This is a genomic window from Serratia sp. BIGb0163 (genome assembly GCF_024809935.1).
Taxonomy (GTDB): Bacteria; Pseudomonadota; Gammaproteobacteria; order Enterobacterales; family Enterobacteriaceae; genus Serratia; species Serratia quinivorans.
This window is the reverse complement of sequence record NZ_JANUDZ010000003.1, coordinates 385809-398452: the sequence shown is the minus strand read 5'-3', so window position 1 is coordinate 398452 and position 12644 is coordinate 385809. Positions and strand designations below refer to the sequence as shown.

The window sequence follows — 12644 nt, the reverse complement described above, 5'->3', positions numbered from 1 at the left end:
TGTTCAGTATCTTTCAGCAAGGCATACGTCAGCTCAAAGTCGGCACTTTGGCCAGGTCCCCCCATGTCAGGGTAGTTGTCGTCCCCTTCGGAAAAATTATCCGGGGGCTGGAGATGTTGTATGGGTATTTATCCAACAGAACGTAAAGCCGCGGTGATCGCCAGAATGTTACCTCCGCATAATCAGTCAGTTAATCAAATAGCACGACAGGAAGGTATTCAAAACTCTTTACCACTGGCGTTCATCGGCGGGCATTGCCGAGTCAGCACTGTCTACCAGGGAAAACTCCCCCCGAGTGATCTTACCCAGCAATAGTGGACACGGTGCAAAGTAAACTCTTCACAGGATATCTGCTACCAAACTCAAATCACTTATCCTCCTCCCGTCTGCAATGGAAGATCGGTAATATTCGTTACCAACACCTGTTCCAAGTGTAAAAGGCAGCTTCAGAGATCGCATGCTTACGACAAAGCTCGCGGACGCAAACCCCGACCTCAGCTTCGCGGAGAATACTGATGAACTGTTCGTCAGAAAACGCTTATTCATGGGATGCCCTCATGTTGCTGATGAAGACATTACTAACATGGGGCGTGTTAACCAACGGGGAGCATGTCATGGCAAGTAGTCGTTGGTTGTTATTTAAGCTATGATGGGGGGAAGACCTAATAAGATATAGGGGGGTTATGAACCAAACCCGAAACCAGTTAGCCTACCAACGAGGCATTTTGGCAGCCCGCGTGTGGAAGCGTCTTAAAGGGACGATTTTGAGATGGGATACATTCTGTGTGTCTAAAGCTCATAAGCACAAGCTTCCTGGCTGGATTGGGCATGTACCCATTGCTGTTGCGTTTCTAGGTTCAGTCACAGCAATACTTTTCGGTGGTATTGTCATCGCAGGTTGCATGTTTTTTATTTGGGCAATCGCGTTCATACTTCAACAATTTGGTCAGGCGGACTCCCAAGAAAATGACTCTGAGTATTTTGATTCAAATACTAATAGTGAGTCTTTAACAGAATATAGGGATGGTGACCAAGGTTACGGATTATATTGCGGATCGTATAGGATGGATCTAGATGATGAATAAGAAGGCTGAGCTAATCAGCCCTCTCAAGATTTTTGTAACTTACAGTTTTACTGATTTTTTCAGGGTGTCGACAGCCTGTCCTCCTGCATCATGAGCTTTCTTTGAACCCGCATTTATCGCATTACCAATTGCTTGTCCTGCACTGATACCGGCCCACGACAACGCGGCCATCCATACTGTCGGTAACACGATGAACATACACCCCATCACCAGATTCATGATCAAGTCGTCAGAACTGTTCTGAAAACCAGCCACGTTCCATCGGCTATGTGTATCCGAGCCGTATAGCGCCTCCAGCAGCCAGCTGTCCAGCCAGCGCGCCAGTTCCCACCAGAACGTCAGGAAATTCAGCGCAAACACCACAAACGTCACGGTGATTACCGTCTTATACTCGTAGGCTGCGAATGCCAGGATAAGTGGCACCATGATGTACACCGCCATCAACAGTACCGCCTGCACCATCGGCAGCGCCTGACGCATCGCATCAAATGCCGGATACGCCGCCAGGCTCCCCAGTGCGGTCCCGCCCATCGATGCAATACGGTTAACCGAGTTGTCCAGGGTAAAGTCAGCGTTACCGCCATAGCCGGCATACGCCCGTCCGCCCTGGGAGACCGTCAGGTTATCCGGGCTGACCAGACGACGCACCACCGCTTCTTTATAGTCCGCGTCAGATTGCCCCATCATTTTCAGCGCAGCGGACATCCGCAGCATCACGCCGGGGTCGACCTGTTTCACCACGCGGGCCTCCAGGCCCGTCTCGCCGGCTGACCACCACTCGCTGCAGGTCGGGTACCCACCCCGTCCGGTGTTTGCTCGGCCGCTGTCTCTCGCTTCATTCCACGGGAAACTGGCGCGCGGCGTTTTCGACTGCAAGTTGCTGTAGTACCCGCCGTTCAGGAAGGTCTTCGACCCCAGCCACTCGATATCACGCAGCGTCGCCTTATCCGTCGTTTGTCCCTGGTCGCGGTTCTGCCAGGTATACAGCGCCAACGCGTAGCAGTCGTTGGTGAAGTCCTGCAGCTCCTTTGCCAGTGCTGGGTTGTTGACCCGACTGTGCTGGACCTCAAAACGGACCTGCCGTAGATCCGGCCGGCACGGAATGGTGGCCACTGCCGCCGACGTGATCCCCTTCGACAGCTTATGCACCACCAACCACCACACCGGCACCTTCGCCGTCTGGCCGTTCATGCTCGACATGATGTTGGCGTAACCCGTTTCATCCGGTTTTTTGGGTGTCCAGGTACCGCAGGTCACTGCCCGGCTGCTGTCATATTTGATGGTGTCCAGACTGACATTCATTAGCGGCAGGCAGCAGGCAAGCATCACAAAAAACGCGCCGTAGAGCAGATTCTCGATGCGCGGCAGGGACAGTATCCCTTTGTTGCCCTCATCTTCCCCTTCCTCCCGGACCTTCAGCCAGATGGCCGCCACCTTGAACAGCAATGGCAGCACAAACAGCCCCGTGCTGACCAGCAGCTCCCACAGGCCGTTGTTAATCAGCCAGCCGAGCAGCGTCAGGAAATACTCCAGATAGCTGTTGGTCATCATAACGTCAACCCTCCGCCAAAGAGACTGTATTCACATGCCAGAGCAAATACCGCGCAGGCGATGGCCATGCGCTTGAGGGGCTGCCGGTATTCCGGTTTGCAGCCCGGCGCGTGCCAGATTTTCCAGAATCCCCAGGTCAGCACGGCGTAAAGCGCCAGACGCCAGCTCAGCCAGCCATAACGAGTGCTGTGCACCCAGTCACGCAGCGCGGTACTCTCTCCTGGGTGATTGACACCCCAGTGGGCCATGCCCAGCGCCACTATCATCGCAATCACCAGCATGCCCAACATCTGCAGGACACGCTTTGCCCGATGACCGAGCCGGCCGCCCCTGCGCGGCGACATACCTTGTTTCTCTGTTCCAGTCATTGATACATCCCCACGGTTACTGGTCGCTTTCCGGTACGGCCAACTGGTTGAACTTGGTGTCCGGGCTGTCAACCGACTGACGCTGCGGGTTGGTTTCCGCACGGTTGTTCTCGCGATCGATGATGGTCAGCACCGCGTTACGGGAAATCTCGCGTTTCATCTCCATCTCGTTTTTCAGCGCCGTGATTTCGCGGTCCAGCGACTCGATACGCCGATCGCCCTCTTCCATCGCCATTTTCTGGACAGCAGCATTGGGCTCTGACATGCCGGTGGTGACCATACGGCGCATGATAAAGGCCGTTTCAATGGTGTCAGCCATCGCCAGTTCGCTGGCCAGGCGGCCGACCAGGGCAGCATTATCCGGGTCACGCTGCAGCGCCTTGATAACCCCGGCGGTCACCGCCAGGCTGCCCGTCTTGAGCTTGGCCAGGTTGCCCGTGGTGGGTTTCTCTGCGCCGTTGACCAGTTTGGCCAACTGCTCATTATTTGCTTTAGTCGCCTCTTCCAGCATCGGGGCAAAACCGGTGCCGGCCACGGTACTGCCTGGTTGCTCACTGTCTTCACCACTGGTGCATTGCGCCGCATCTTTACAGGTGCGCAGGGAGGAATCCCCCAACACCTTCACCACGGCAGCTGCCGCTTCTTCACTGCTGGCATATTTGGCACAGGCACCGCCGGTGCAGCTACTGCCGGATACGCTGGAGGTACTGGTGACCGGCAGCGCATTCATCATGTTGTAGCCGGCGGCCGCCAGGTCGTGCGTCGGTTTGATGGCCGGCTGACCGGAGCCACCTCGCTTCTGACCGCCGATCCAGGTCTGGCCGGATTGCCCGGTCACCTTCTCCGTCGCGTTCATTGAACGCACCGCATCCGCATCCCCGTTATTGACCAGACTCTTGGCTTCCTCCATCGCTGCCGCCTGGCTCCAGCCGCCGGTATCCGCCATGTCCATCATGCGCTTCGAGAGGTTCTGACAGTTCAGCTGCGCTTTGTCGAACGCGACGCCACCCTGCAGCACTCCGTTGGTCAGCATTTCATACAACCCCGGGTTAGCACGTTGGATCGCCATCGCCGGCAGGCTGGCCACCGCGCCGGTGGCCCCCTGAATAACGCTGCCCATCAGGTTCTTGAAACCGTCCGTCACCCCATTGAGCTGGTTGCCAATGGTGGTCTTCAGGTCGAAGTTGCCGCACATCAAATCCGAGCTCCAGCCCAGGTTCATGCCCAGGCGTTGCATGTTGCCGCGTGTCGCCGGCTGTGAGATCACCGAGCCACCGCCCAGGGAATAAAACAGCTTGTCCGAGACCGCGCCGCTGGCATTCTTCCCGTAACCGATATTGCTGTCATTCACCTGGGGCAACGAAATGCCAAACAAAGTACCGTTATCATCATTGTCGTCAGCGTGCGCGTTCATACCGACCAGCATCAGACTGCTGACAACCCACAGAGACAGCAGGCTGCGCCGCCCTCGGAAAGTGCGTTTATTCATCGTGTTATTCATCGTTCATGCCTCAAAAGTCCGTGCTGGCGAGGAAACGCTGCCCGCGGCGCTGGCAGCAGCTGTAGGGTTGCCACAGGGCAAAGGCAGCGTTCGCATCCGCTGCCGGCGGATGGTCGCCGTCCGGGAACACGGCACAAGACTGGCTGAGCTGCGGTGCCAGACGTTGCCACTTGTGGTTACTGGTACCCGTGTTCTCCGTCACAGCGCCTGGAGGCCAGTACCCCTCAGAGCGCTGCCCCATCAGGGGTTGATAGACGTGGGGCTGGCCAGAACGGGTGATGATGTCCGCCACCCGCTGTGCCACCAGGGCACCGGCCTTGTCGTCATCGACCTGGGTCACAAACCCCGAGCGGGGATAGACGTTGCCCCACATATTCGCGGCCGCCTGACTGCCAACCTCACGCATCCCCGGCACCAACGCCTCCGGGTAGAGGGATTCGGGAATACCGGTACGCCACGCCAGGCTGTCCAGCGTGCTGAGGAAATACGGTACAAAAGGGGTCGCCGCGCTGCGGCACGAATAGCCGGCAATGCTGCCGCCAATCAGGGACGTTGCCGGATGACCAATGGCATCGGCATACTTGAAGTGGAGATTGGTTTTACGTTCCCCGGGGGTTTTCAGCTCGTTATTGCCACCACCGGCAGACACGCCACTCAGCGCGCTGGTGATACTGTTTTCCAGCCCGCCGGCAGCCTGGCTCACCATCGACATTTCACGCCAGGGATTACCTCCCTGAGTGTTGTACGCCGACACTACGGCTTCCGGGATAAAGTGGGTGACTTTGACGGAGGTCCGCACCTTGCAGCCAAACGGCGTGCACAGCAGCCAATAACAAATGCCGCTGACGCGCCAGCTGATACAAGCCTGCGATACAGCACTCGCGACAATCTGCGCGCTGTTTAGCGCAGCGTTCGCTGCCGGCACGCTGGCCGCGGACAACATCATGGCCACACAGAGGGATTTAAGGGTAAGGCGGGGTTGCTCCGGAGGTATTAAAGGGATTCGCTGCATATCACTGCCCCCCTTGTGACTGGGCACGCAACGCCATGGCCTGGGCTACATCAGCCGTGCCATACACCACATCCCTACCGTCAAACACAACGGCCGGCACTTTTGTCACGCCCAGTTCCCAGGCTCGTACCACTGCACGATAGACCGTGGCCAGTTCCTGTTCATGGGCCTGCCATTGCGGTGACTGCAGCACGGTTTTAGCTTGGCGTTCGGCTTCATCCGGGTTCGACGACATCTCTCCATACGTCTGCGCCTGCAGCTGTTCAGGACCGTCAAGATAAATAACGGATACCGAGGCATCGACGTTAGTCGGGGGATGGTGGGAATCGGTATAGAGTACCGTGCCGGCAAGCACCGACGCCGGCATCAGCAGAGGGAACAACGTCAGCAACGTGCTGATTTTCATGGCCTGCACTCCTGCGTGGATAGAATCCATACAGGGTGCTATGGGCAGTTCAAGAAGGCAGCAAAGAAGTCTTTATTGGATTATGAAAATTTATTGCTCAACACAACAAAATCAACAGTAATTCACTTTAGAGCAGAGTTCTTCTATAGATATTGAGGTAGGGTTTTGCTAGCTTGCCAATACACATACTTTCTAAAGGGAGTTAAGCTATGGACGTTCAAGACGAAATTCGTTCGTGGTTGTTAGGACAACAGGAATGGTTTCAAGAAGCAGCCGATAGACTCATAAATAATGGTCCATTAACTGCAACGGATTTGTCAGATCTCGTTGCACTGTTGAAAACACCTGAAGGCCAAAAGGTGACTAAACACCGCACCTTTGCAAGTCTGATGCAACCCTCACTTATAGTTGAAGAGCTTCGTTTAACAAGTATTGAAGGTGTTTATGGTATTGAAAACCTAGGGCCACGGCAGCCTTTTGACTTCGGAACGGGAAATCTGACCGTAATTTATGGTCATAATGGCTCAGGCAAATCCAGCTATACACGAGTATTGAAAAAAGTTTCAGGTAAGCCACGAGCCGTTGACTTGAAAGCGAATGTGTTTCTGCAACCACCACAGGAACGCAAATGCCAAATCACGTATCAATTGAATGGTGTAACTAGCACTACCGAATGGCACGTAGGAAGCGCGCCAATCGAGGAGCTAAAGGCCATAGACATATTTGATAGTGACGAAGCAAACCATTATCTCAGCGCTGAAAGTACAGCGACCTATATCCCTTCGATCGTAGGATTGTTCGAAAGACTTGCCGTAGAAATTGAGAAAATCAGAGTGCTGCTGGATGCTGAACAAGCAAAACTTATTAGCTCATTACCAACTCTCCCACCCATATATCAACAGTGTGAAATTGCCAGTACTTATAAAGTGCTAGCTAACGCGGCCCAAGCTACGATTGCTGCAATTACTAATTGGACCGCTGAACAAGAACAGCAACTCAAAGACTTAGATGAACGCCTTAAAGCTCAAGATCCTATAGCGCTGGCCAGGCAAAAGCGCGCGACTAAAACTGAAGTACAGCAACTTATTACCAAGCTCACACAAACCTCAAGAGAATATGGGATTGATAATTTGGAGGCAATCCGAGCCCTCAGAAAGTCGGCAATAGAAAAACGAAACATTGCCATTGAGAGTGGTAAAGTACAGGCCTCAGTACTTGATGGAATAGGTACGCCGACATGGCGTGCAATGTGGGAAGCAGCAAGAGAATTCTCAGCTATACCTTACCCAGGTTCACAATTTCCAGTTACAGTCGATGCCCGTTGCATTCTTTGCCAACAAGAGCTCACAACAGAGGCACAACAACGGCTTACGGACTTCGAGACATTTGTTAACACCAAGCTCGAAGGAGACGCAAAAACTGCTGAAACTCTCTATCAATCAGCATTGAAACAGCTTCCTTCTGCTATCACTGAACAGCAAGTTCATACTCTATGTATCGCAACAGGTCTGTCAGATGATTGGAAAAATTATCTCTGGAAAATTTGGCAGCATACCTCACAATCGCTTCTTGCGTTACAGTCCCACGAAAATACTCAACGTGCTCAACCAGTTGAGGACCTGAGGGAAAGTTTAGCCAACCTTGTAACTTATCGTGACAGCTTAGAAGCTCAGGCTATTCAGCATGAATTAGATGCGCAGAAATTCGACAGGGTTAAAGCAAGTAATGAAAAGCTCGGATTAGAAGCGAAAAAATGGGTAGCGGAGCAAAAAGATGCTATTGAAACCGAGGTTGAGCGGTTCAAAAAACATGCGGCTTATGATACATGGAAAGCACTTACAGGTTCCCGACCTGTGTCGCTGAAATCTGCGGAAATAACGCAAAAAGTCGTCACTGAAGCGTACGTTGCAAGATTTAATCGCGAATTACAATCCCTCGGAGCTCCCCGAATACAAGTCGAACTAGTAAAAACTAGAACACAAAATGCCCGAGTGCTTCACCAACTACGCCTGAAAGGTGTTCAAAACGACAAACCTCAGAATATACTCAGTGAAGGTGAAAGAAGAATTATTTCCCTTGCAGCTTTTCTGGCCGATGTTTCGGACAAACCAGGCGCTGCGCCATTTGTATTCGACGATCCAATTTCATCTCTCGATAATGATTTTGAGTGGCATGTAGCCTGCAGGCTAGTTGAACTAGCCAAAAGTCGGCAAGTTCTTGTCCTTACTCACCGACTATCGCTATATGGTGCATTGGAAGATGTGGCAAAAAAAGCTGGAGAAGCGTGGAAGGATGCTCATTATCACCCTATGTGTATCGAGGCTTATGCAGGCATCGCAGGTCATCCAGCAGCGCAAGACGTCTGGAATGCGAATACTAAGAAAGCCAATAATATTCTTCTCACGCGGCTAGATGCCGCAAGAAAAGCCGGTGAAGCTGGGGGTGGGGTAGCATATAGGGCTTTGGCCCAAGGAGTTTGCAGCGATTTTCGTAAACTGGTAGAGCGCTCTGTAGAAGAAGACTTACTCAATAAGGTAGTTCTACGACATCGAAGGAGTGTGACAACTGATGGCCGTCTTAGCGGAGTTCGTCAAATATCTGTCGAGGACTGCAAGTTGATCGATGACCTCATGACCAAGTACAGTTGCTATGAGCACAGCCAGTCATCCGAAGTACCTGTTATAATTCCAGAAGAGCCAGAACTTCGCGCTGATATCGAGTCGCTCAAGACGTGGCGAGATAATTTGAAAGCCAAGCGAGATAAAATCATCACAGCTTAGTAAGATTAATAGTCGAAATTACTATTTCATTGCTGATTTTATAAGTGAAATAATCCGGAATATTCTCGAACAGAATAACCGGATTATTTCTGTTCTATATTTATCACTCCTCCATTAATTAACCCGAAACCGCCCGCACAAGTCACTCAGATGAAGCAACAGATACACCACATCAGCGGCATCCGGTACGGTGACATACCAACGCGGATGATCATACTCTTCCGGCAGGGGCCACAGCGTACTGCCAGTCACCGTGATCAACACATCAATGCAACGCCCCAGTCGGCCCTCCAGATGCAACGCAACGCTGGTACGACTCCCGATGCGATGCGGGTGGGCCGTAAGTTGGACCAGCCCCAAGAGCCGATCGCGGATAGCCGCACAGAACGTCTCAAGCTGCCGCGCATCCGTTTCGCTTAAGGTAGCCACACCCTGTGGAGGAAGGGTGAACAACGACGGCTCACGACAGACCTGGCCGTGCAGTCGAACAACAGGTTCCGGGTATTTCAGGGTCATCATGCTACCGCTGCCTCCCCGTTAGCCACCAGGCCACGCAGGCGGTCAAGTTTTTGCGCCACCTTGCGGGCCGCCTCGAGCTCGCTGCAGCCAAATTCCTGCATCAGCGCGCGGCGCTCGGCCTTCTCTTCTTTCTCGGTCATCCCCAGTGCCAGGTACAGGCTCGGCGGTACCGCCCGGAACAGCGCCTCGAGTTTTTTCGACAGCACCACGCCTTCGGTATAGCAACCGGACAGCTTACTGGCAGACAGCAACACCGCTTTTTGCTCCTCGGTCAGCGCCTTGAAGCGGGCAATGTCGTTGACTTCCTCTGGCGGCATGGTCAGACAGACCCACCACTCCGCCATGTTCAGCATCTTCTCGGCAATGTCCGGGAAGTCCTTCAGGTTCTGTGTGGCCAGCCACAGCCAGGCGCCGAGCTTACGCCACATTTTGACGATTTTGGTCATGTACGGCGCCAGCAGGGGGTTTACCGTCACGATATGCGCTTCATCCACCGCGAACACGATGTCCCGCTCCAAGTACTGATCTCGTTCGGCAATGTTGTTGATGGTGTTGGTCAGGCTCACCATCGTCAGCGCCATCTGCGCCTCATACCCCTCACGCGCCAGATGTCCCAGGTCAATCAGGGTCACATCGGCTTCTGGCCACAGGCTGCCCTCGCGGTTAAACAGCTCCGCCTCGAAACTGCCGGCCTGGGTAAACATCCCGAGCGACTCGGCCATTTCAGCCGCCTTGGCCCGGCGCTGCTCATTACGGATATCACTCCCTTCATCCTTGGAAATGATGTACAGCGCTTGCTGCAGGTCTGCCGGCAACATCTGCCGCCCGTCGTCATAGGTCTGACGCGCTGCCATCAACAGGGCTTCACGGATCATCGCGCGGTCGGCACGCTTCAGCTCGTGCTCTTCCTTCGCATCACCGCCGGTGATCATCATGCGCGCCGAGATCTCCATCTCGCCGAGGTAATCACGCTTTTCGTCATCCTCCTCGTCAACATCAGCATCGATGTCCGGCAGGTCATTTTCATCCAGGGCCAGCGTCGTTAACGCGTCCTCGACCAGCTTGTGCGCGTAGGAGAACGGTGGCAGCGAGACACCACTGCCCGGCTTGATGCTCACCTTGTTGACGCTGAGCCCCTGGCTTTCAAAGTAATCCGCCAACAACCCAAACGAGTTACCTGCCTCAGCAATGAACAGACGCGGTCGATGTACCGCCATGGTTTGCGTCAAAGTGGCACACAATGTCGCAGACTTTCCCGCACCGGTCGGCCCAAAATACAGCATATGGGCATTCTGACTGCGGTCATGCTTGTTGAGCGGGTCAACCGTCAGAATATCGCCACCGCGGTTGAAAAAACTCAGTCCGGGGTTGCCCGTTCCCGTTTCACGCCCGGTGACCGGCAGCAACCCTGCAAGGTGCTGTACCCAGGTCAGGCGGGTGTACCAGTGTTTCTTGTCCGTCTCCGGGTTAAAGCACATCGGCAGCGCCCGCAGATAGGTATTGAGCGGTGCCACATCAAACTCCGGCCTTACCGGCTGCAGCCCGGCGCCGAGCAGCACATTGGTCAGGTCTACACGTTTGTGATTGAGCGTGGTCAGGTCACCGGCACGCAATAAGAAGGTAATGCCGGCACGGTACAGCTTGTGGCGATTGCCCAAGTACTCTTTCACCTGTGCCACGTCCTGACGTACGCGCCCGGATTCGGTATTTTCACCAACGGCGTTCTTGGACAGCTTGTTAAAATCGTTCTCCAGCGTGTCCTGCGGCTGGACCACAATGGTCATGCACAGCATCGTCCCTTCCGGGAACATATCCATCAGCGCGTTGATTTTCTTCTCGCCGCGCTTCATTTCACCGGTGATCGTCCCCGGCTCCGGTGGACGACGCAACTTCTCGACCGGAATGGCACAATACGCCTGATTATCGAACCACCACACCCCCTGGTCCGGATCGGACACGGGCGGGGTGAACAGGAGGGTTTCGGCAAAATCGTTCTGCACCGGCATGGCGCCTTCCGGCGTGTCACGGCTGTCAAAATAGGCGGCGTCACGGTACAGCGTCCCTTTATTCACCCACTCAGGGCTGGGATTGAAATGACGCAGCAGCCAGTCGTGAACCTGGCCGCCATTTTGCCGCACACACACCACACCTGCCCCGTTCAGCGCCCCCGTCACGCGCTCACAGGTCTGATTCAGCATGGCGATCGGCGGCATCGGGTCGGTATTGCCCTTGCCAATCCAGCGATACACCACCATGCGGGTCCGGCGTTGCTGCCCACGCCATGGTTGATCGGTGATCAGCGTGTCCTTGAACAGGCCTTCCGGACGGGCAATACCGCGCATATGGCGCTCGGTTTCTTTCAGCCAGGACTCAGACAGTTGAGAGCCCTGCGCATGCGGCTTGATATACCCTCTCAGCCGGTCAAGATACGCATCGACGTTGTTCTCATCCTGGCAGAAGAACTGCACCACCCAGGGGTTTTCGTCATGCTCGTCAAACGAATCCTGCAGGGCGTCTTCCACCGTGTCGCGCATTTGCTCCAGGCGATCGTCAGTGCGTCCCTCGGTGGCCACCGGCGTAATATCAAAAACAGCCCCGACGGACACCCCATCATCGAGCAAAATACACTGTTCGCGGTCGAGAAATTCCGCCCAGGGCAGGTAATCAATGATGGACGGGTTGGCGTGATACACCTGCTGCTCATCTTTTACCGTCATCTTGCCCGGGCGCCTTAACGGTTCACGTCCGCAGGCGGCTAGTGGCACGCCGTCCTCGGTTGCGGTCAGGGTGTCCTGGACACCCGTAGCCAGCACCGCCGGCGTCTTGCGCGTCAGGCGCTTTTTATCAAACAGGGAAAATCGCATCAATAGGCCTCCGTCCGTTCACCCGGCATCGCATACTGCACCTGGCTGTATAACGGGAACACGGTGCTGTACCCCGGCACCGGCGCGTTTCCGTCCGCCAGGTGCGGGAACACGTACATCACCAGGTCGGGGTTCGGCAACCGTGGGAACTGCTGGCTGATTTCGCTTTCCTGGGTGCGGCTGTAGCTGCGATCGTCCGCCGCTGTCGCCTGGCGTTCGTTGTCGGTGAGCGGCCGGCGCAGACTGTCGCGGGCCGCCACCGCATTACGCGCTGAACCGCCGCCGTCTTCACCCTGCCACAACTCCAGCATCGAGCTGTCGCCCGGTGGCAGCAGTTCCTCTTTCGACGTCGAACAGCCGGTCAGTGCGATGGCGCCGACCATAACAGCGGTAGCCAGGACTCGGTTAAATAAGTTTTTCCGCATGATTATCATTCTCTTATAAGCAAACACAGCAGAAGCAGCACACTCAGCCAAAACGCGCTGCAGGACAGCAAGACCAGCGCCCAACTCTGTGGGCGACTCATCTTTTCGCATTGACGCCACAGCATGCTTCTCC

10 protein-coding genes and 1 pseudogene are annotated in these 12644 nt (G+C 54.7%); 2 read left to right on the top strand and 9 right to left on the bottom strand.

Annotated features, from left to right (window positions below; genetic code table 11):
* Positions 1–421: 421 nt before the first annotated feature.
* Positions 422–535 (bottom strand): annotated as a pseudogene (locus M2406_RS14955) (transposase); the annotation flags it as partial.
* 148 nt (positions 536–683) lie between these two features.
* Here M2406_RS14955 and M2406_RS14950 point away from each other — a divergent pair.
* The gene (locus M2406_RS14950) at positions 684–1085 is read left to right on the top strand and encodes a hypothetical protein (protein WP_259190484.1); all 402 of its coding nucleotides are present in this window, start codon (positions 684–686) and stop codon (positions 1083–1085) included.
* Between the two features lie 39 nt (positions 1086–1124).
* On the opposite strand, the gene M2406_RS14945 is transcribed toward M2406_RS14950, so the two are convergent.
* From M2406_RS14945 to M2406_RS14925, 5 genes are all read right to left on the bottom strand, one after another.
* Positions 1125–2636 (bottom strand): conjugal transfer protein TraG N-terminal domain-containing protein, encoded by a 1512-nt coding sequence (locus M2406_RS14945; RefSeq protein WP_259190483.1) that lies wholly within the window; start codon positions 2634–2636, stop codon positions 1125–1127.
* On the bottom strand, positions 2633–3004 hold the full coding sequence (locus M2406_RS14940) for a hypothetical protein (protein ID WP_259190482.1): 372 nt from the start codon (positions 3002–3004) through the stop codon (positions 2633–2635). The genes M2406_RS14945 and M2406_RS14940 overlap by 4 nt, the downstream gene beginning before the upstream one ends.
* A 16-nt stretch (positions 3005–3020) precedes the next feature.
* Entirely contained in the window at positions 3021–4505 is a 1485-nt protein-coding gene (locus tag M2406_RS14935) for an integrating conjugative element protein (protein WP_259190481.1), read from the bottom strand.
* 10 nt (positions 4506–4515) lie between these two features.
* The gene (locus M2406_RS14930) at positions 4516–5451 is read right to left on the bottom strand and encodes a TIGR03756 family integrating conjugative element protein (RefSeq protein ID WP_405050626.1); all 936 of its coding nucleotides are present in this window, start codon (positions 5449–5451) and stop codon (positions 4516–4518) included.
* Positions 5452–5518: 67 nt separating this feature from the next.
* Positions 5519–5923, bottom strand: a complete 405-nt coding sequence (locus M2406_RS14925) for a TIGR03757 family integrating conjugative element protein (protein WP_259190479.1) — start codon at positions 5921–5923, stop codon at positions 5519–5521.
* 209 nt (positions 5924–6132) lie between these two features.
* On the opposite strand from M2406_RS14925, the gene M2406_RS14920 reads away from it, so the two are divergent.
* On the top strand, positions 6133–8703 hold the full coding sequence (locus tag M2406_RS14920) for an AAA family ATPase (RefSeq protein WP_259190478.1): 2571 nt from the start codon (positions 6133–6135) through the stop codon (positions 8701–8703).
* Positions 8704–8817: 114 nt separating this feature from the next.
* Here the strand turns inward: M2406_RS14920 and M2406_RS14915 are convergent, their stop codons facing one another.
* The 3 genes from M2406_RS14915 to M2406_RS14905 are packed head-to-tail and all read right to left on the bottom strand — an operon-like array spanning position 8818 to position 12511.
* Complete coding sequence (locus M2406_RS14915) at positions 8818–9222, bottom strand: acetyltransferase (RefSeq protein ID WP_259190477.1); 405 nt, start codon at positions 9220–9222, stop codon at positions 8818–8820.
* Positions 9219–12086 carry a conjugative transfer ATPase gene (locus M2406_RS14910; protein WP_259190476.1) on the bottom strand — a complete coding sequence of 956 codons (2868 nt, stop codon included), beginning with the start codon at positions 12084–12086 and terminating at the stop codon, positions 9219–9221. The genes M2406_RS14915 and M2406_RS14910 overlap by 4 nt, the downstream gene beginning before the upstream one ends.
* On the bottom strand, positions 12086–12511 hold the full coding sequence (locus M2406_RS14905; protein ID WP_259190475.1) for a TIGR03751 family conjugal transfer lipoprotein: 426 nt from the start codon (positions 12509–12511) through the stop codon (positions 12086–12088). The genes M2406_RS14910 and M2406_RS14905 overlap by 1 nt, the downstream gene beginning before the upstream one ends.
* Between the last annotated feature and the right edge of the window lie 133 nt (positions 12512–12644).

What these genes read in the sequence shown, in the direction of transcription:
- M2406_RS14915 (WP_259190477.1), bottom strand. Translation starts at nt 9,222, where the DNA reads ATGATGACCCTGAAATACCCGGAACCTGTTGTTCGACTGCACGGCCAG.
- M2406_RS14930 (WP_405050626.1), bottom strand. Translation starts at nt 5,451, where the DNA reads ATGATGTTGTCCGCGGCCAGCGTGCCGGCAGCGAACGCTGCGCTAAAC.
- M2406_RS14920 (WP_259190478.1), top strand. Translation starts at nt 6,133, where the DNA reads ATGGACGTTCAAGACGAAATTCGTTCGTGGTTGTTAGGACAACAGGAA.
- M2406_RS14925 (WP_259190479.1), bottom strand. Translation starts at nt 5,923, where the DNA reads ATGAAAATCAGCACGTTGCTGACGTTGTTCCCTCTGCTGATGCCGGCG.
- M2406_RS14940 (WP_259190482.1), bottom strand. Translation starts at nt 3,004, where the DNA reads ATGACTGGAACAGAGAAACAAGGTATGTCGCCGCGCAGGGGCGGCCGG.
- M2406_RS14910 (WP_259190476.1), bottom strand. Translation starts at nt 12,086, where the DNA reads ATGCGATTTTCCCTGTTTGATAAAAAGCGCCTGACGCGCAAGACGCCG.
- M2406_RS14935 (WP_259190481.1), bottom strand. Translation starts at nt 4,505, where the DNA reads ATGAATAACACGATGAATAAACGCACTTTCCGAGGGCGGCGCAGCCTG.
- M2406_RS14950 (WP_259190484.1), top strand. Translation starts at nt 684, where the DNA reads ATGAACCAAACCCGAAACCAGTTAGCCTACCAACGAGGCATTTTGGCA.
- M2406_RS14945 (WP_259190483.1), bottom strand. Translation starts at nt 2,636, where the DNA reads ATGATGACCAACAGCTATCTGGAGTATTTCCTGACGCTGCTCGGCTGG.
- M2406_RS14905 (WP_259190475.1), bottom strand. Translation starts at nt 12,511, where the DNA reads ATGCGGAAAAACTTATTTAACCGAGTCCTGGCTACCGCTGTTATGGTC.